The organism is Natronosalvus vescus (assembly GCF_023973145.1).
Taxonomy (GTDB): Archaea; Halobacteriota; Halobacteria; order Halobacteriales; family Natrialbaceae; genus Natronosalvus; species Natronosalvus vescus.
The window spans coordinates 3,340,728-3,359,954 of sequence record NZ_CP099546.1; the positions used below are offsets into that span (position 1 = coordinate 3,340,728).

Consider the following 19,227-nt stretch of genomic DNA (forward strand, 5'->3'; position numbering starts at 1 on the left):
CGGTGTCAGTAGTCCCTGATAGCCGCGATCCCCTGGACGGTTTCAGACCGTTTAACTCGCTCGAGCGCGCCAGCACCGATAATGGCCAACCAGAACCTCATCGACGCGTTGCGGGCGGCCGACGCCGTTCGCTTCGGCGAGTTCGAACTCTCCCACGGCGGCACCAGCGACTACTACGTCGACAAGTACCTCTTCGAGACCGATCCGCGTTGTCTCGAGTTGATCGCCGACGCGTTCGCTGACCGCCTCGAGGCCGACGCGAAACTCGGCGGCGTCGCCCTCGGTGGCGTCCCCCTCGCGGCGGCCACGAGCGTTGCAGCGGGCGTACCGTACGTCATCGCGCGCAAACAGCGCAAGGACTACGGGACGGCGAACCTGATCGAGGGGCGACTCGAGGACGGCGAGGACGTCGTCGTCGTCGAGGACATCGTTACGACGGGGACGAGTCTGGTCGACGCCGTCGAAGCCCTCCGTGACGCCGGCGCGACTGTCGAGCGAGCCCTGGTCGTCGTCGATCGCCAGGAAGGCGGTCGCGAGAACGTCGAGGCCGCGGGGGTCGAGATGGAGGCGCTGGTGACTGCAGAGGAGTTGCTAGCCGACCGCGATCGAACTGATGCGTAACTCGAGCGAACACTCCGGTGGCGTCGATTGACGCCTCGTTACTGCCCGTACGACTCGAACGCCTCGAGCACCGCGTCTAGCTGCTCGTCGGCTAGCGTCTGGGGCTCGAGACCGGCCGACCGGGTCTCGAGGTAGAGCCGAGCGAGGCTCTCGACGTGGCGCGTGTTCTCGAGGGCCGTCTCGAGGTCGGCCGCGGTGACGACGAGACCGTGATTTTCGATGAACGCGGCGGTCGACTCGGCCTCGTGCATCGCCGTGACGATGTTTTCGGCGAGTTCGTCGGTGCCGTACGTCGCGTACTCGGCGACCGGCACCCGCTTGCCGACGGCGACGATCATGTAGTGGATCGGCGGCAACGGCTGGTTTGCGACGGCCAGCGCCGTCGACCACGGCGAGTGTGTGTGGACGATCGCCCCGACGTCCTCGCGTCGGTAGATGGAGCTATGCATCGGCACCTCGCTGCTGGGTTTCATCCGTCCGTCGCGGTGCTCGCCGTCGACCCCCACCACGGGGACGTCGACCGTCTCGAAGGCGTCGTAGGGGACGCCTGTCGGCGTGATGGCGAACGCATCGTCCTGGCGAACGCTCAGGTTCCCCGTCCGTCCGGGCGTGAGCGTTGCGAGGTCGCTCGCCCGCTCGACGACCTGCTGGCGCTGGCTCTCGAGGATCATCGTACCAGCCTCGTTAGGTCAGCGAACGTATCTATCTGATGATCGGGCTCTCGATAGCCGGTCAGCGACGCCTCGTCGACGTCACCGGCGTTGAACAGCACGGTTTCGATGTCGAGCGCGTTCGCACCGACGATGTCCGCTGACACCGAGTCGCCGACCATCAGGGCGTCCGCCGGCTGACAGCCCACGCGAGCGAGCGCCAGCGTGAACATGACCGACGCCGGCTTGTCCTGGCCGACTTCCTCCGAGGTGAGCAACAGGTCGATGTCGTCGGCCAGACCGAGGTGCTCGATCTTTCGGAGCTGAATCCGCGTCGTCAGGTTCGTGACGATGGCGATCGTGATACCTGCTTCGCGCAGCGTCGCCAGCGTCTCCTCGACGCCCGAAAAGAGGGTCATCTCCTCGAGATACCCCTCCCAGTAGGCCTCGCTGAGCGCGAGCGCGTCCGCTGGCTGAGGCGACCCGGTGAGGCGCTCGAGCGCCCGCTTGAAGTACAGCAGTCGGTGGTGTCCCGCCGCGGAGCCCTCGAGGTCGCGTTTGACGTCTCGGCGACCTGATTGATAGAACGCTTCGAAGGCCTCGGCGTCGAACTCGTAGCCGCGCTCGCGGGCCGTCGCTCGAGCGGCGGCTTTCCCGGCTTCGTTGCAGGGCTGGTAGGGGTAGAACGTGTCGTCGAAGTCGAACAGCACCGTGTCGACCGTCATGGGTTGACACACTCAGCGACGGGTAAAACGCGTGTCGGTCTCTCGGAGCTCAGCGGGGGAGAATCGAGAGGACATCCAGGAAATACAGCGGAACACCCACGAGCGCACCCCCGAGTATGATCCACGCCGCGTGAAGGCCCCGGACGAAGAGTAGACAGGAACCGATCGCCAGCGCGATCGGAATCGGATCGACCACGCCCTCGATGACGAAGGCCTCGAGCGCCAGCGTCACGGTCGCGCCGAGGATTGCCCCGACGACGGCCGCGTTGACGCCGACGAGGGCCGTCTGGACGACGTCGTTCTCCCGAACCTGTGCAAAGTACGGGAAAAAGCCCATGATGAAGACGAACGACGGGCCGAACGCCCCGACGGCGGCCACGAATGCCCCCAGCACGGCCAGCCAGACGAGGCCCCCGGAGGCCTCGAGGATGAATCCGTAGCCGACGAACGCCGTCGTCATCACGACCGGGCCTGGCGAGAGCTGGCCGATGGCGATGCCGTCGACGAACTCCTGGCCGGTGAGCCATCCGAACTCACGAACGACGTAGAGTTCGATGAACGGAATCAACACGAGGCCGCCGCCGTAGATGAACGAACCCGTGTAGACCATGAACGCGAACAGTTTGACCCACTCGTTAGCCCACAGCGTCAGCAGGTACCCCCAGAGGGGACTCGCTTCGATCGCCCGACGAATCGACGGAGTCACCGCCGCAATCAGGTGCTCGCGGAAGACCACCAGTGCGCCGACCGCGGTCGCGACGACGACTCCGATCGACACCCGTGAAACGTTCTCCCGAACCCACCCCGACCGGTAGACGGCGACCGCGACGAACCCGGCGAGGACGAACGCCACGACCGGATTCGGGTTGAACGCCGCGACGACGGCCGTCGCGACGACCAGGATGGCGACGAGCAGGTAATCGATCGTCCACGTCCTCGTGCCGACCGCGAGTTCGTAATCAGCCCGCCCTTCGGCGAAGGCGCTGTGGGCCATGGAGTAACAGGCGCCGACGATGAGGCCGATCACCACGGGGTTGATGCCGTAGAAAACGGCCTCGACGGCGGGAAGGGCCTGGTAGGCGAAGTAGACGTACGAGAAGATCACGACGAGGACGAACGTCGGCACCATGAAGAAGAAGCCGGCGACGACGGCCCCGAGTTTCCCGGCGTACGCCCAGCCCATGAAGATCCCTAGCTGGGTGGAAGCGGGGCCGGGTAGCATGTTGCAGATGGCCAGTCCCTCCATGAACTCCGAGTGGGACGTCCACTCCCGGCTGTCGTCGCCGACGAGGTCGTCTTCCATCATCGCGATGTGCACGAGCGGGCCGCCGAAGCCCACGATGCCGATGAAGAGAAAGTAGCGGGCGATCTCAGTCAGTTTCGATGGGGTTGGCGTGCCGCGGTAGCTGTCGGCGGTTGTGCTTTCGCCTGGGTCTTGGCCCGCATCCGCACCGGCGTTCGCTCCCGTCACATCCACTCAGATTCCGGGAGCGCCTGTAACTGTTGTGTCGATTCGCACTCGAGACGGGTGCTGCTCTCAGTTGCTGATCGATCCGTGGCCTCGATTCGGTACGAGCCAGGGTCTCGAGCGTCTATGGAGTGTGCTCGCGTATGCTCAAAAACAGGTGTTCGTCAGTCCGAACGTCCGGCCCCGTATCGATCCTCCCACAGGCGCAAGTAGACGAACAGCGGGGCGAGCGACGTCGCCGCCTCCGTCGGTCGATACTCGACGCGTGGGGGCACCTCGTCGAAGGTCTCTCGCTCGAGCAGGCCCGCTTCGACGAACTCCGAGAGACGAGCCGAAATCGTACTTGGGGAGGCGGAAACCACGTCCTCGAGTTCCGAAAAACGACTCGCGCCGCCACCGGTCGTCGTCGCTCGCAGGATCGCAAGCGCGTGTCGCCGGCCGAGCAAGTCGAGGATGTCAGTAGCTGTTTCCTCGGTAGCGGCGTCATCGTCGGGTGTTGGCGAGGCGCTCTCGAGCGACTTGGACGGGTTCGACTGGGCATCGAGTGACGATTCGACTGCGTCGACGGCCGCGAGGGCGTCCGTCGCCGGTGCCTCGAGCAGCGTCTCGAGGGCGTCCGTGATCGGTTCTGGATTGCTCATACGCAATCTATGAGTTCCATAGTAATATACTTCACCTTCTGAAGCAAGCGCTCGAGGGGGTTCTCGGATTGGGGGATCACCGGGCGTCCGCTCGAAATCGGCGGCACACCTTATAGGTTGTCAACCCTGTTACAACGCTTCGTCGCTTCCAAAAATGGCCTGCTGAATACAGGGGTATAGTGCAGCACGACGATTTCGATTGTTTCACTCTGAAATGGGTGACCATCCGCTCGCTGCACGTGCTTATCGATCGGGATTCGGTAAGGAAACGACGGGGACAGATGGGTCGGTGACTATCTTCGTCGCAATATCGCCAGCGAGAATTCGTTTAATTCGACTGCCACCTCGAGCGCGGAACGCAATAGCGTCGGCTCCAGCGTCAGTTGCCTCCGAAAACAGCGCGGAAACGATGTCCGTCGAAAAGACGGTCTTCGTATCGACAGCCACAGCGTGACTCAGCTCCGAATCAACTATCGCGAGGAAATCAGCCGCATCTTCTCTGCGCTTTTCGAGTGGGGCTTTGTCAGGCGCCCCTCCAGCTTTTTCGATGATGTGGACAGCAGTCACACGCTCTATCTCGTCGAGATACGGCTCGAGGGCAGCACAGGTCGCTCGAGCATCCGCTTCCGTCACAACCGGGATCAGGATATGCGAAAAATACACCATGTATACTATCGATTCAACAACCTCAAATAAGTATCCTATATTGAAGCAGTTGTATTGTCAGAAATTTACAATTTTAATTCCGGACAATTTATTGCCCCTGGAAGTAACACTCCGGTAATGGCGCTCAGGGATATTGTCGGGCCAAGGTCTCTCGACCAAATTCTGTTCGTTTCACTTCTGTGGGTGGTGATTGTCGTCGGGCTCGGTTACGTGCAAAACGAATCCATCATACGGGTTGAGATCGTCGTCGGAACGGGCATTCTTCTGGTGTGGGTCGTATGGGGCGTTCGGTACCGCCTTGAACAAGTCCGGAAAGAACGATACAAACGATAGCTCTTCTTCCCTGTAATAGTGGCTGTCTCGTTCGAACATTCGCACCTCATACGTAGATGTCAGCGCTTCCCCCTGTACTGAGCGTTAGACCTTCCACGGTGATCACTCATCAGCCCGTGCCACAGACGGGGCTTTCTCTTCAGCACGACTCTTGAGAACAGTCGTTCATTTTGCTGGGTTGCTGAACCGTTCCACCTTGCCGTGTGCCCTGCTCTTTGGTGTATGGTATAGTAGCCGCTGAACGTCGACACACATCCAACTGCAAGACGTGTCCGCGTCTAATGGGTAACTCATTTTAGTCCAGTTCATCGTCTCATCTGCGAATCGGTGGCACAGATCAGTCCGAAACCGCTTCGGAACCCGAGCTACCTGCGTTCGTTATCGGCTCGAACTCGGTCGATCCACACTGACAGCCATCCCGAGCACCGATCGGGATAATTCGCCCACAGGAACTTCTCTCGACAGCGTATATCTCTCCACAGACGGTACACGTCGCCGCGAATTTCGACCGCTCTTTTTCGGCTCCCACTGCGTTCCATAGCACCTTTGGGATGATAAAGAAACAGTGAGATTCCCAAGAGAATCCGCTTTCCCGTTCAATGTACCGTGTGAATTGGTCGAACGACGTCCGGTGTCTCGTCCATCGTCTCGAGTCTGCTGCCTCAAGATTTTGCACCCGTCGCAACCATCACGAAAAACGATACACGTGGCAAAGATTCGTACGGTGGAGAGCTTTTTGCAACGGGCCACACTGTGTAGTGGTATGCAACTGCACAACAGGGAAGTCCGTCAGGACGTCCGCGAGCTCGGGGCGTTACTCGGGGACGTCCTCGAGGAACAGACCTCTCGACGGGCGTTCGAGACCGTCGAATCGTGTCGAACCGCAGCCATCGACTACCGCTCGGGCGACATCGAGTCACGAGAGCCGCTTATTGCGGAACTCGAGGGGTTATCGCCACACCAGCAACGAACCGTCGCCCGCGCATTCACCACCTACTTCGAACTCATCAACCTTGCCGAAGAGCGCGAGCGAGTCCGATCGATTCGACAGGATTCACAGGAGGGTACCCTCGAGGACAGCCTCGAGGCCGCGGCAACCGAACTGTCCGAGATCGACGACGAGACGATCGACCGAGTTCTCGAGGACGTGTTCATCGAACCGACGTTTACTGCCCATCCAACCGAAGCGCGGCGAAAGACGGTTAAGGCGAAACTCCGATCGGTGGCGACCCACCTCGAGACGCTCGACGAGCGCCGACTCACGGACAAAGAGCGCGAGCAGGTCTGGCGGGACGTAGACGCCGAGGTGACGAGCCTCTGGCAAACGCCCCAGGTGCGAAAACGGCAACCCGAGCCCGAAGACGAAGCCAGGAACGTCCAGTGGTACCTCGAGAACACCCTCTTCGACGTCGTCGGCGAGGTGTACGACGAACTCGCGGACGCGCTGGAGAACGAACTCGAGCGAGCGCCGGAGGTTCCCAAACTGTTCGAATTTCGCTCGTGGGCCGGCAGCGACCGCGACGGGAACCCGTACGTGACCCCCGAGGTGACGGCCAACACGCTCGAGCGCCAGCGGGCGGTCGTCATCGACCGGTACCGCGACCAGCTCAAGCGACTGTCTGGGGTCTTGAGCCAGGACGGGAGCCGAATCACGGCCGGCGGTTCGTTCGACGCCTCCCTCGAGGCCGACCGCGAGCGGTTGTCTGGCGTCGCCCGGACTGCCGAGGAACGCTACCCTGGCGAGCCCTACCGCCAGAAGCTCAAGCTCATGCGCGAGCGCCTCGAGCGGGTCGGCGACGTTCGTCCGGGCGGCTACGACGAGGCCGACGAACTGATGGACGATCTGGACGTCATCGCAGCGAGTCTCCGTGACAACGGCGCGGAGACGGTCGTGGAGGCCCACGTGGATCCGTTGCGTCGACAGGTGGCAACCTTCGGCCTCTCGCTGGCCAGCCTCGACCTTCGCGACCACCGACAGAATCACACGGACGCGATCGTCGAAACGCTCGCTCGAGAGGGGATCGACTACACGTCCCTCGACGAGGACGAGCGCGTCGAGTTGCTCACCGACGCCATCCTCCAGGAGGGAACAATCGTCGACCTCGAGCGAACCGACGACCTCTCGGATCACTCGGCTCGCGTCGTCACGCTGTTCGACAGCCTCGCTGGCTGGCAGGCCGAGTACGGTGTGGAAGCGATCGACACCTACTGTATTTCGATGACGAACGAGCCGTCTCACGTCCTCGAGGTACTGTTCCTCGCCGACCAGGCGGGCATCGTTTCCCTGCCCGAACACTGCGGGATCGACATCGTTCCGCTGCTCGAGACCGAGTACGCCCTCTCTGGGGCGCGACGGATCATGGGCACGCTGTTCGAGAACGAGGCCTACGCCCAGGTGCTCGAGGCTCGCGGCCACACCCAGGAGATCATGTTGGGGTACTCCGACTCGAACAAGGAGAACGGCTTCCTGGCGGCGAACTGGTCGTTGTACAAGAACCAGCGGCGACTGGCCCAGATCTGCGACGACTTCGACGTCACGATGCGGTTGTTCCACGGCCGTGGCGGATCGATCTCTCGAGGTGGTGGCCCGATGGGAGCGGCCCTGCTCGCGCTGCCCAGCAGCACCGTCACAGGGCAGGTCAAGTTCACCGAACAGGGGGAGGCCATCGCCGAGAAGTACGGCAATCCTCGTATCGCCGAGCGGAACATCGAGCAGATGCTCAACGCCCAGCTCAGGGCGCGCAAGCAGGCGATCGAACAGCCAGAGGAGTACATCGAAGACGAGTGGATCGAGGCGATGGACGTCATGGCCGACGCGGCCCGCCAGGAGTACCGCGATCTCCTCGAGAGCGACGGGTTCGTCCAGTACTTCGAGCAGGCGACGCCGATCACGGTGATCGAGAATCTCGACCTCGGGTCGCGACCGGCGTCCCGGAGCGGCGAGCGAACGGTCGAGGATCTGCGAGCGATCCCGTGGGTGTTCTCCTGGACGCAATCCCGGTGTATCCTCCCCGGCTGGTACGCCGTTGCGACCGGCCTCGACGCCTATCTCGACGCAGGCGGCGAGATCGACATTCTTCAGGAAATGTACGAGACGTGGCCGTTCTTCCGGACGATCCTCGACAACGCAGCGCTGTCGCTCTCGAGAACCGAACTCGAGATCGCCGAGCAGTACGCTGACCTGGCGACCGACGACCTCCGCGAAACGTACTTCCCGCGGATCACCGCCGAGTACGAGCGGGCCGTCGAACTGGTGCAGACTATCGGCGAGCGCGAGGAACTCCACACCCGCGATTGGCTCGGGGAGAACCTCGAGCGACGAAATCCCTACGTCGACCCGCTCAACTTGCTCCAGACGCATCTCCTCGGTCGAACCCACCTGACCGATGTCGAGGAGCGTACGCTGCGCCTGACGGTGAAAGGAATCGCTGCAGGGATGAAAAATACTGGATGATTGTGTCCTGACAGGTGTCGGAATTCCGGTACTGTTATTTCGGTACCGTTTAAGCTACCGTCATGAACCGGTCAGCGGTTGGACTGGTCGTGATCGTCGTCCTCTGTGTGACGTCACTCGTTATCGCGGCGGGCACGCTCGAGACCGCCGTCCACGCTGACCAATCGCCGACAGGAGCCGATTCGCCACCCATGGACGGTCCCGACGATGACGTTCCCGAAGAAGAAGACGACCCGGATGCGGACGGCACGTTCGACACGTCGAACCTCTGTGTTCCGATTCTCACGTCGCCGTGGGTTCTCGGCTTGCTCGGGCTGGTAATCGTGGCCATTAGTGCGTGGTTGATCCGGTCGTACCGCGTCGTACTGGGCCTCATCCTCGTGATATCCTTCAGCGTGCCGTTGGCTGGTGCATACATGATTCCGGCGACCTGTGAACCGCCCTCGCCGGCGACGATCGACGACGGCGGAACGGGCGAGAACGCTACGGCAAACGAGACGGACGCGGAATTCATCGAGGGTGCACCGCTCGAGCCGACGAATCGACCGACGGTGTCGGTCGCGGCGCTCGGTGTCGTACTCGTCCTGTCGATGGCGGGTGTGCTCGGCTACTATTTCAGATCCCGGCGGTTGCAACAGATCGCGCCGCCCACGGAAGCAGCGTCGACACCAGCCGTCGATCCGGAGGCAGTGAGTCGCCTGGTCGGGGAGGCGGCGGATCGAATCGACGCTGCATCCGACCTCGAGAACGAGGTGTATCGCGCCTGGCGGGAAATGACCGACCACCTCGACGTCGACAGACCGGAGTCGAGCACACCCGGGGAGTTTGCGACGGCAGCAGTCGCGGCCGGCTTCGATGCCGACGACATCGACGAACTCACGTCGATATTCGAGACGGTTCGGTACGGAGACCACTCCGTTACACCGACACAGGAGCAGCGAGCGATCGAGTGTCTCCGTCGGCTCGAGGAGGCCCATTCCTCGTCGACGAGCGAACGGGATGCGACTGGCGACGAGGGGGATGAGCAGGGGACGACTGGCGACGAGGGGGACGAGCAGCGGACGACCGGTGATGAGGTGGAAGATCGATGAACCGACTCGTGGTCGCTGCCCTGATCGCTGCCATCGCGGCGATCGGCCTCGGACTCGCCTCGGTCGCTGGGGTCGGGGTAGTCTTCGTGACCCAGTACGAAGGGCTTGCACTCGCTCTGTTTGCACTCTCGACGTGTCTCGCCGGCGCCCTCAGATGGAAGGCACGACTCGAGACGCCGCCGACACACCACAGGCCACCGATCGTCGAGCGTTCCCAGCCGCTTCCAGCCCCCGGTGACGAACTGGACGGCGACCTCGAGTTGACGATCGGGATCGGGCATCGCGATCGGGATCGACACCGACGAGCGGTGTCCGATCGTCTCGAGTGGCTCGTCATCGCGACCCTTTGTCGAACGTACGGGTGGTCGAAAACCGACGGTCGGCGTGCTCTGGAACGAGGGACGTGGACGGACGATCCCGTCGCCAGCGCGTTCTTCACCGGTGAGAGAGGGTGGCGCTACCGGCTGGCGATGGCAGTCGAACACCGCAGGTTCGTGCTGATCGAACCCGACCTCCGCCTCGAGGCCAGTCACGTCATCGAGGCGCTCGCAACGATCGACGACGTGGAGGCCGAGACACCGTGACGGCTGACCCCCAGTCGTCCGCCTCGAGGACGGATCGGTCTGTATCCGGGCGTGGTGGCGAACCGGTAGACGACTCGGTCGGCGAGGAGCCATCGACGTCTGAAGAGCGACCGTCGACGCCAAACGTACCTGCGTCGGAACCACCGTCAGCGGATCGGTCATCGAACGGAGGAATCGACGTCCACCCGACCGGCCACTGGAAGGGAGTGACTGCAATCGGGCTGCTGTTGAGCGGGATCGCGATCGCCTCGGCGATCCCGACGATCGCAATCGCCCCGCTGCCTGGACTCCTTCTGGGTGCCGCCGTCGGCCTCGGATACGTCGTTTACGGCACCGTTTCGAGCCGACCACAGCCGACCCTCGAGGTCACTCGATCACTCTCGACGAACCGAGCGTCCGTCGGAACGGACGTCGTCGTCACCACGACGATAACCAATACGGGCGAACGGATGCTTCCGGACGTCCGCATCGTCGACGGCGTGCCTGCCGAACTGACCGTCGTCGACGGCTCGCCGAGAGGGGGTGGCCCACTCAGGCCCGGTGAGCACATCACGCTCGAGTACACCGTCACGACCAGACGGGGAACGCACGAGTTCGGGCGGGCCGAAGCGATCCTCCGTGATCTCACTGGAACGACGGAGGTGGTGGCGTCCCTCTCGAGCGACGACGAATCGACGTTGACCGGGACGCCCTCCTTTGTCCCGCTTCCGGGAGCCCCGTTACGATCGCACCTGCGTCGGGAAACGGGACGCCTCGAGTCGGACTCCGGAGGCTCCGGAATCGAGTTTTACGCGACCAGACAGTACCGGCCTGGCGATCCGATGCGGCGAATCGACTGGAATCGGTACGCCCGAACGGGGGCGCTGACGACGCTCGACTTCCGCGAGGAACGATCCGTGACGGTCGTGATCGTCCTCGACCTTCGCGCACCGGCGTACGTGCGCGCCGAGAAGTCGGGGTTACACGCCGTCGATCACGGGATCGACGCCACCGGTCGACTCTTTGCGACCCTGCTCGACGACGGTGAGCGCGTCGGAATTGGGGCGGCGACGCCTCGAGCGGAACTCTGGCTCAAACCGGGGATCGGGAACGATCACCGCTCGCGAGCCGAGTCACTGCTCGCGTCACATCCAGCGCTGTCACCCAGACCACCGGAAACCGCGTTCAGAGTGCAGTACGGGACGAAACAGCTTCGGAAGCGACTGCCTAGCGATGCGCAGGTACTGCTCGTTTCGCCGCTCACCGACGACACGATCGTCACCCTCGCTCGTCGGCTCGAGGTATACGGTAACCCGGTTTCGGTACTGAGTCCGGACGTGACGGCGGCGGACACGCCCGGGCAGATCGTCGGCCAGGCCGAACGAACGGTTCGAATAACCCACCTCCGTCAGTACGGTGTTCCGGTTATCGACTGGGACACCGACCGGTCGCTGGCGGGGGCGATCACGACCGCCGCTCGAGGGGGTGATTCCCGATGAGCGTCTCGCCATCGAATTCGCTCGAATTCGACGCCCGTCCCTCGATCACGGGTGCGGCTGTGGCACTCCTCTTCGGTGCACTAGTGACGCTACTGGCCACGATGGGCTCGATGATCGCAACACCATTCGCATTCGCCGGTCTCCTCTCGATTGGTTACGGCGTGACGGTCGGTTCAACGCGCGCCGTCGATACGGGAACGGCGGGGTTCGTGCCGGCAATCGCCATCGGAACCGCCGGTTCGCTGTCGGATCCTCTGACGGTCAGTGCCGTCGTCTGTCTGTACACCGCATGGGACGTCGCTCACAACGCGATCGGGGTCGGGGAACAACTCGGTCGCTGGACGGAGACGACTCGCCTCGAGCTGATTCACGCAGGTGGGACGCTGGTGGTCGGCGCCCTCACTGCCGGAATCGTACTCCTGTTCTATCAGGTGACGGTCGAGGGGCTTCCGTTCGCGGCCCTCGTGTTCGTGGCTCTCGGAGGGGTGCTGTTGCTCTGGATACTGGATCACTGGGTATGACGCAGAAGGCGGGTGGGTTCGTGCCAATTCGACCTGTCACCGATGTCGCGGACGGCGATCGGCTCAGTCCACCGTTGGCACCGGAACGGACTCGAGGACGGCGTCGACGATCTGTGACTTCTGTACCTCGTTGACCGTCGCATCGGGCGTCAGTACGAGTCGGTGGGCCATCACCGGCTGCGCGACGCGTTTGATGTCGTCAGGTGTGACGTAGCTCCGGCCCGTGATCGTCGCGTAGGCCCGGGCCGCTTCGAACAGTCGCTGGGTGCCGCGGGGTGAGACCCCGACCTCGACGCGGCCGTCGGAACGGGTCGCACGTGCCAGCGCGACGACGTAGTCGATGAGGTCGTCGTCGACGGTCACCGTCTCGGGCACTTGCCTGAGGGCGGTCACGTGTTCGGGTTCGAACACCGTCTCGACGCTAGGGCTCATCTCGTCGCGACTCGCCCGGCGCTGCAAGAGTTCGACCTCGCCGGCTTCGTCGGGGTAGCCCATCGACGTCTTCACGAGGAAGCGGTCGACCTGTGCTTCCGGCAGGGGGAAGGTGCCTTCCTGTTCGACGGGGTTCTGGGTTGCGATGACGAAAAACGGCTGTGGGAGCTGTCTAGTTTCGCCGTCGGTCGTCACCTGGCCTTCCTCCATCGCCTCGAGCAGCGCGGCCTGGGTTTTCGGCGGCGCGCGGTTGATCTCGTCGGCGAGGACGATGTTGGCGAAGATGGGGCCCTCGTTGAACTCGAACTCGCGATCCTGTTCGTTGAAGACGTGGGTGCCCGTGACGTCGGTCGGCAGCAGGTCGGGGGTAAACTGGATCCGAGAGAACGAGAGGCCCAAAACGTCCGCAACGCTGCGCGCGGTGAGGGTCTTGCCCGTCCCTGGAACGTCCTCGAGGAGAACGTGCCCGCGGCCGACGACACCGAGTAAGACAGTTTCGAGAAAGTCCCGTTCGCAGATGACAGCGCTGCTGATTTCGTCGAGGACGGCTGCACACTCCTCGCTCGCTTGAGTAACGTCCATGGCCGGTGACTCGAGTGCGTCACCCATATCTCTTGTGTTCGTGTCACGTTCGTGTAGTGTCGATAGCGAACGGGTGGTCAACGGGAAGGACGTGGCGGCCTCTCAGAGGGGGAGGAAATCGAAACGGCTAAAATCAACACCCGGGTATGTACGAGTGAGCCGAGATAGCCTAGCCCGGCCAAGGCGGCAGATTCGAAATCTGCTGTCCCCACGGACACGGGAGTTCAAATCTCCCTCTCGGCGTTTTCACGACCCAACACCGTGAGCAACGCGAACGGCTGGGTCGTGGAAACCCGAACGGGGAATTTGAAGTAGACCAGTCGCGCGCAGCGAAGCGAGCACGTCTGGCCGTCGTTCAAATCTCCCTCTCGGCTTTTTTCCGCGAACAACCACGCCGAGCACCGCGTCGCGTGTGCTCGGTACCCGTGAGCGGAAATCTCCCTCTCGGCACCCACGGAAAACACGTCTCGAGCCCATCTGGTCTTCGTCACATCACTCGAGGGGCCTGAATTCCCCTCTCGAGGTGGTTGATTCCGTCTACCCGGGGGGTGTCTGGCACCAACCAGTTCTGGGTACCCGAAGTCCACTTCCACTTCCACTTCGCCCTCGATTCGCGGTTGGCTCGAGGCACAGTCGGCTCGAGCCCTCGAGCCGCCTTACCCGGTCTGGACGAACTCAGTGAACAGCCAGTAGACGACGCCGATCAGTACCGCGACCAGCACCAGCGAAACGAGGAGGCTGACGATCCAGGAGACGATCGAGAGCAGGATCGACACCACTTCGACGATCACCAGCAGGGCGATGAGTGCGAGCAGTACCAGTCCGCCTGTCCGTAACCAGTCAGTCATACCCGGCCGTAGGTCGTCGCGTATCAGCATAGTTTGAGGTGGAGCCTCCGACCTCATGGAGCGAGTGAAGCGAGTGAGTAGGTCGGAGAGGAAACCGACGAAAGAGGACATAACCACACGACGGTAGCTACCCGACTCCCAAACGTATAAGAATCGTCGACTATATATCTGAAATATGGAGATCCGGCGTACCGCAGCTGTCAAACTCATCGTCCCCGACGATCGACGTGAGGATCTCCACGAATCCGCCCAGCAGTTCCTTCACTGCGCCAACCGTGCTGCCGAGTTCTGTTGGTCTGTCGTCTCTTACACAGAGTGCATCACGGCCAACACAACTACACGGGACGCGCTCTACGAGAAACTCCGCGAGGAAACCGACCTCACCGCGAACCTCGTCCAAGAAGCCATTAGACGCGGCGTCCAAGCCGTCAAAGGATGGGTCGAACGGTGGAAACAGGGCAAGCGAGTAAGCCGACCGGAGTTCACCTCATGGAGTATGCTCTACGACAAGCGGAGCGCAACGTTCTATCGGAATCATGTGTCCCTCTCGACCGTCAACGGCCGCGTCGAGTGCGACTTTGAACTTCCGGCAGACAGTCCCACCCCCTACGAGCGGTTTGTTCTCGTCGAGGAGTACGAGTTTCGGGCGAGTACACTGCAATACGATAAGGCGACTGACGAGTTCTACTTCCACATCACGACCCGGAAGCACGATTCGGACGATGACGAGTCCGAGGTTTCGGACGATACCGAGCACCAAACAGTCCTCGGTATCGACCTCGGAGTGAACAGCCTCGCAGTCGCTTCGACCGGCACGTTCTGGCAGGGAGATTAGTACGATCACTGGTGCCGTGAGTTCGAGAAGCGACGGGGTGAGATTCAACACCGCGGCACCCAAGCTGCGCACAATGCGCTTCTGCGCCTCGGCAAACGCGAAGAAGCGTGGCGCAAACAGTACATCCACGCCGTCGCCAACGAAATCGTCACGGAAGCCGTCGAACACGAGTGCAACGTAATCGCGTTCGAGGACTTGACGGACATCCGCGAGCGGCTTCCACAGGCGAAGTGGCACCACCTATGGGCGTTCCGTCGCCTGTTCGAGTACGTCGAGTACAAGGCCCCCGAACGCGGTGTCACGGCAAAGCAAGTTGGGCCGAACCACACGTCACAACGCTGTTCTCGGACAGACTGTGGGTTCACGCACGAAGCGAACCGTGACGGCGAACACTTCCGTTGCCAGAAGTGCGGCTATGAGGTCAACGCGGACTACAACGCGGCGAAAAATATCGGGGTACGATACGCCCGGAAGCGGAAACACAGACTCCGTTCCTCGCCCAAGTCGGGGAGCGGAGACGCACCAGTAGACGTGCGTGTGAATGGTGGGATGTTGAACGGCGAGAGTTACCAGCCTATTGCCGGTGACTGAGTGCCGGGAGTCCACATCAAAGCCCTACCCTCAAGAACCGAGGCGCGTATGCGCTGAGGGAGTAGGGTAGGGTAGTTTACTGTTCGTGATAGTGTTTGCATCCTCGAGGAAGGTGAGCCTTCCCCGAGTCCAACTCGCCGTTTTCATGTGGGTCGACCCGAAAGTCACCGTATGGAACGGCGACAACGGAACGTCATCGGCGGCCTGTGGATCGCCGTCGCTGCCGTGATGGCGATCACGATCGAACCGACGGTGCCGACGACGATCGGTGGATTCGCGAGAATCGGCGTCGTGGTTCTCGCCCTGTTGCTCGCGGTTAACTATCTGGTCGACCCGTGGGGGATCATCGACCGTACCCACGGCGACTGAGTGGTTTCTACGCGACGAGTTTGTAAGTGACTCCTCGAGCGCCCCATCCTCAATCGTCAGCCGGTGCCAGCACCTGCTCGTCGGCCTCGAGCAACCGGTCGAGCGCGTCGACCATCGCGTCGACGCTCGCACGCGTGATGTCGGCGTCGCTCCGGGCAACGGTCACGCTCCGGTCGTCCCGCGACATCGAGACCTCGACGCTGACTACGGCGTCGGTGCCGCCGGTGACGGCGTCGACGTGGTAGGCCTCGAGTTCGGCGTCCGCGGCGGTGCCGATCGCCTGTCGAACGGCGGAGACGGCGGCGTCGACCGGCCCGGAGCCGGTACCGGCGGCGGTGCACTCCGTGCCAGCAACCAGGAGCCGGACGCTCGCGGTCGGCACCTCGCCGCCGCTGACGGCGTTCAGATCGAGTACCTCGACGGTTCGCTCGCGGTCTGCCCCGGTCACGTCCTCGGCGATCGCGAGCAAATCGGCGTCGGTGACGCGTCGGCCGCGGTCGCCGAGTTGGGTGACGCGCGCAGCGACCTCGGCGAGATGGTCGTCGGAAACCGACACGTCGTGTTCCTCGAGCGCCGCCCTGACACCGGCCCGTCCGGCGTGTTTGCCGAGCGCGAGTCGGCGTTCGCGACCGACCGTTTCGGGCGGGTACGGCTCGTACATCTTGTCGTCTTTGAGCGTCCCGTCAGTGTGGATGCCGCTCTCGTGCGTGAAGGCGTTCTGACCCACCACGGCTTTGTTCGGCGGCAGATCGACGCCCGTCGACCGCGAGACGAGTTGGGCGAGGTCGTGTAGCTCCGTGAGGTCGACCGTGTCCACCCCGTAGACGTGCTTGAGGGCGATGGCAACCTCCTCGAGGGCGACGTTGCCGGCGCGTTCGCCGAGTCCGTTGACGGTGCAGTGTACCAGATCGGCACCCGCACCGATGGCTGCGAGCGCGTTCGCCACCCCCAGTCCGAGGTCGTCGTGGGTGTGTGCGCTAACGGGCCCCAGGTCGGCCAGACGGGCAACGACCTCTCGGGTTCGTTCGGGCCCGGTGTGACCGACCGTGTCGGCGAAGCACGTTCGATCCGCCCCGGCCGCGAGCGCGATTTCCATGAGCGCCTCGAGGAAATCGAGGTTGGCACGAGAGCCATCTTCGCCGATGACCTCCACCCAGAGACCGTGGTCGACCGCGTAGTCGACGAGGTCGGCGGTACGCTCGAGGACGTCCTCGCGGGTGGTTCCCACCTTCCCCTCGACGTGGCGATCGCTCGAGGGGACGACGAGGTGAATCCCGTCGACGTCGCACTCGAGTGCCAGGTCGACGTCGGCGCGGATGCCGCGACAGAAACTCGTGACGTGGGCCTCGAGGTCGAGGTCGGTTACTCGGGCGATGGCGTCACGTTCGCCAACGCCCGTACAAGCGCTGCCGGCTTCGATCACGGAGACACCGGCGTGGTCGAGTGCACGAGCGATGTCGACTTTTTCGGCGGCTGTAAGCGAGACGCCGGGGGCCTGCTCGCCGTCGCGAAGCGTGGTATCGAGCAAGGAAACGGTTGTATCGGACTCGAGTGAAAACAGCTCAGCTGGGGAGGTTTCAGTACCCGAGAATTTCCCGGCCAGCCGGGTCGCCCCGACTTCCTCTATCCTCTGACGTCGACGTTGTGCACGTCTTTCGTGTCATTGTATCTCGTCCCTCGAGCTAGCAGTGATTAAAGACGCCGGTCACGGCACTTCCTGCCAGCGTCGGGGCGAACCCGCCGGGGTCGCAGTCACACGTCCTCTAACACGAGCCGTGTTCCCGGTTCGACGTCTGTAGCTGCTCCCGCTGGCAACTCGAGAATGAGGTCGGCCCGGTCGCGTGCGTAGCCAGTCCAGGGCGAGAGGCGTTCGACGCGTCGTACCGTCTCGTCCTCGACCCAGATTACGTCGAGGGGGACGAACACGAACAGCATGTGAATATCCCGGGTCTTCGCCGTGTCGAACGGAAAGGCGAGCGCGTACGCGTCGGGGAGCGAGCGCCGGAACATCAGCCCTCGCGTCTGGGCGTACAGCGAGTCCGCCACGTCGACGTTCGTCGCCAGGGTTCGGGCCTCGCCGTCGGGGTCAGATACGACTCGCACGACGAGTGTTCCGTACGGGACTGATAAATAGGCCGCGGCCGGTTCCGGCGGCAGCCGAATCGCGGCGTTCAAACGGGTGGCAGACTGACGTGCGCACATGACCCACGACGAGCATCAGGGCGGCGGGCACGACGAACACGACGAACATGGCGGGCACGACGAACACGACGAGCAAGCACACGAACCACCTCGAGAGACCTTTTCGCACGACCCAGTCGGCCACGCCGAGGTTCGCTCGGGAATGTCCGTCGACGAACTCGCAACCCAGTACGGGCGGGCGGGCGTCGGTGCAGCGAACCTCCACGAGGCCATCGACGTCACGAGTGCGATGTTCGACGAGGACGTGACCGTCTTCTTCGGCCTGGCCGGGGCGATGGTGCCGACGGGCATGCGAAAGGTGGTTTCGGATCTGATTCGGGACGGCTACGTCGACGCCCTCGTGACGACCGGCGCGAACCTGACTCACGACTCGATCGAGGCGATCGGCGGCAAACACCACCACGGCTGTACGCACTCGCCGGGGAAAACCGAACGCGAGCACGACGAATCCCTCCGGGAGGAGGGCGTCGACCGGATCTACAACGTCTACCTCCCCCAGGAGCACTTCGCGGAGTTCGAGGGCCACCTCCGCGAGGAAGTCTTCCCGGTGCTCGAGGACGAGTGCGAATCCGAGGGTTCGGTCTCGATCGAACGATTGACCCGGGAGCTCGGCCGCGCGAACGCCGAAGTGAACGACCGCGACGATATCGCGGAGGATCCCGGCCTCGCCGCGGCGGCCTACGAGGCGGACGTACCGATCTACTGCCCTGCCGTCCAGGACTCCGTACTTGGCCTGCAGGCGTGGATGTACTCCCAGACGACCGCCTTCTCGCTCGATGCGCTGGGTGACATGACCGCGCTCACGGATCTGGCCTTCGAGGCCGAGGAGGCCGGCGCGTTCGTCGTCGGTGGCGGGGTTCCCAAGAACTTCACCCTTCAGACGATGCTCGTCACGCCCCGGGCCTACGACTACGCCGTCCAGTTGACGATGGATCCGCCCCAAACCGGCGGCCTCTCGGGGGCGACCCTCGACGAAGCCCGCTCGTGGGGGAAACTCGAGCCCGACGCCCGGAACGTTTCCGTTTACGCGGACGCGACAATTACGTTGCCGCTGGTCGTGGCGGCGGCGCGGGATCGCGTCGAGTGAGCGTGATCACGGACTGACTCGCGTACAACTACGCTGTCTTCTCCGACCG

General features: G+C 63.1%; 17 protein-coding genes, 1 tRNA gene and 1 pseudogene. 10 read left to right on the forward strand and 9 right to left on the reverse strand.

Going from position 1 to position 19,227, the window contains the following annotated elements:
• The first annotated feature begins 81 nt into the window (after positions 1–81).
• Positions 82–621, forward strand: a complete 540-nt coding sequence (pyrE, locus tag NGM68_RS15925; protein ID WP_252699213.1) for an orotate phosphoribosyltransferase — start codon at positions 82–84, stop codon at positions 619–621.
• Between the two features lie 38 nt (positions 622–659).
• On the opposite strand, the gene NGM68_RS15930 is transcribed toward pyrE, so the two are convergent.
• The 5 genes from NGM68_RS15930 to NGM68_RS15950 form a co-directional block, all read right to left on the reverse strand.
• On the reverse strand, positions 660–1,292 hold the full coding sequence (locus NGM68_RS15930; protein ID WP_252699214.1) for a ribulose-1-phosphate aldolase: 633 nt from the start codon (positions 1,290–1,292) through the stop codon (positions 660–662).
• A complete protein-coding gene (locus NGM68_RS15935; protein ID WP_252699215.1) occupies positions 1,289–1,996 on the reverse strand; it encodes a ribulose-1,5-bisphosphate 5-phosphatase in 708 nt (235 codons plus the stop codon). Before NGM68_RS15935 ends, NGM68_RS15930 begins: the two co-directional genes overlap by 4 nt.
• Positions 1,997–2,045: 49 nt before the next feature.
• Positions 2,046–3,467 carry a chromate efflux transporter gene (gene chrA, locus NGM68_RS15940; RefSeq protein WP_252699216.1) on the reverse strand — a complete coding sequence of 474 codons (1,422 nt, stop codon included), beginning with the start codon at positions 3,465–3,467 and terminating at the stop codon, positions 2,046–2,048.
• A gap of 161 nt (positions 3,468–3,628) precedes the next feature.
• A complete protein-coding gene (locus tag NGM68_RS15945; protein ID WP_252699217.1) occupies positions 3,629–4,105 on the reverse strand; it encodes a winged helix-turn-helix transcriptional regulator in 477 nt (158 codons plus the stop codon).
• Positions 4,106–4,348: 243 nt separating this feature from the next.
• On the reverse strand, positions 4,349–4,771 hold the full coding sequence (locus NGM68_RS15950) for a universal stress protein (RefSeq protein WP_252699218.1): 423 nt from the start codon (positions 4,769–4,771) through the stop codon (positions 4,349–4,351).
• 1,096 nt (positions 4,772–5,867) lie between these two features.
• Between NGM68_RS15950 and ppc the strand changes: the two genes are divergently transcribed.
• The 5 genes from ppc (at position 5,868) to NGM68_RS15975 (ending at position 12,232) form a co-directional block, all read left to right on the forward strand.
• Positions 5,868–8,558: a phosphoenolpyruvate carboxylase gene (gene ppc / locus NGM68_RS15955; RefSeq protein ID WP_252699219.1), complete on the forward strand. Its 2,691-nt coding sequence runs from the start codon at positions 5,868–5,870 to the stop codon at positions 8,556–8,558.
• Positions 8,559–8,620: 62 nt separating this feature from the next.
• Positions 8,621–9,649, forward strand: coding sequence for a DUF4129 domain-containing protein (locus tag NGM68_RS15960; RefSeq protein ID WP_252699220.1), 1,029 nt, complete (start codon positions 8,621–8,623; stop codon positions 9,647–9,649).
• Complete coding sequence (locus NGM68_RS15965) at positions 9,646–10,233, forward strand: DUF7269 family protein (RefSeq protein ID WP_252699221.1); 588 nt, start codon at positions 9,646–9,648, stop codon at positions 10,231–10,233. Before NGM68_RS15960 ends, NGM68_RS15965 begins: the two co-directional genes overlap by 4 nt.
• Positions 10,230–11,711 (forward strand): DUF58 domain-containing protein, encoded by a 1,482-nt coding sequence (locus tag NGM68_RS15970; protein ID WP_252699222.1) that lies wholly within the window; start codon positions 10,230–10,232, stop codon positions 11,709–11,711. Before NGM68_RS15965 ends, NGM68_RS15970 begins: the two co-directional genes overlap by 4 nt.
• Entirely contained in the window at positions 11,708–12,232 is a 525-nt protein-coding gene (locus tag NGM68_RS15975; protein ID WP_252699223.1) for a DUF7519 family protein, read from the forward strand. The genes NGM68_RS15970 and NGM68_RS15975 overlap by 4 nt, the downstream gene beginning before the upstream one ends.
• 63 nt (positions 12,233–12,295) lie before the next feature.
• Here the strand turns inward: NGM68_RS15975 and NGM68_RS15980 are convergent, their stop codons facing one another.
• Complete coding sequence (locus NGM68_RS15980; RefSeq protein ID WP_252699224.1) at positions 12,296–13,246, reverse strand: AAA family ATPase; 951 nt, start codon at positions 13,244–13,246, stop codon at positions 12,296–12,298.
• Positions 13,247–13,404: 158 nt separating this feature from the next.
• On the opposite strand from NGM68_RS15980, the gene NGM68_RS15985 reads away from it, so the two are divergent.
• A tRNA-Ser gene (locus tag NGM68_RS15985) sits at positions 13,405–13,489 on the forward strand.
• A 413-nt stretch (positions 13,490–13,902) separates the two neighbouring features.
• On the opposite strand, the gene NGM68_RS15990 is transcribed toward NGM68_RS15985, so the two are convergent.
• Positions 13,903–14,094 carry a hypothetical protein gene (locus tag NGM68_RS15990; protein WP_252699225.1) on the reverse strand — a complete coding sequence of 64 codons (192 nt, stop codon included), beginning with the start codon at positions 14,092–14,094 and terminating at the stop codon, positions 13,903–13,905.
• Positions 14,095–14,269: 175 nt separating this feature from the next.
• Between NGM68_RS15990 and NGM68_RS15995 the strand changes: the two are divergent.
• Together NGM68_RS15995 and NGM68_RS16000 are read left to right on the forward strand one after the other, a co-directional pair.
• Positions 14,270–15,520, forward strand: a pseudogene (locus NGM68_RS15995) (RNA-guided endonuclease InsQ/TnpB family protein).
• A 171-nt stretch (positions 15,521–15,691) separates the two neighbouring features.
• Positions 15,692–15,889 carry a hypothetical protein gene (locus NGM68_RS16000; RefSeq protein ID WP_252699226.1) on the forward strand — a complete coding sequence of 66 codons (198 nt, stop codon included), beginning with the start codon at positions 15,692–15,694 and terminating at the stop codon, positions 15,887–15,889.
• 49 nt (positions 15,890–15,938) lie between these two features.
• Here the strand turns inward: NGM68_RS16000 and NGM68_RS16005 are convergent, their stop codons facing one another.
• Together NGM68_RS16005 and NGM68_RS16010 are read right to left on the reverse strand one after the other, a co-directional pair.
• Positions 15,939–17,450, reverse strand: a complete 1,512-nt coding sequence (locus tag NGM68_RS16005) for a 2-isopropylmalate synthase (protein ID WP_252701441.1) — start codon at positions 17,448–17,450, stop codon at positions 15,939–15,941.
• A gap of 191 nt (positions 17,451–17,641) precedes the next feature.
• Positions 17,642–17,992, reverse strand: coding sequence for a DUF192 domain-containing protein (locus NGM68_RS16010; RefSeq protein WP_252699227.1), 351 nt, complete (start codon positions 17,990–17,992; stop codon positions 17,642–17,644).
• Positions 17,993–18,089: 97 nt separating this feature from the next.
• On the opposite strand from NGM68_RS16010, the gene NGM68_RS16015 reads away from it, so the two are divergent.
• Entirely contained in the window at positions 18,090–19,178 is a 1,089-nt protein-coding gene (locus NGM68_RS16015) for a deoxyhypusine synthase (protein ID WP_252699228.1), read from the forward strand.
• The last annotated feature ends 49 nt before the right edge of the window (positions 19,179–19,227 follow it).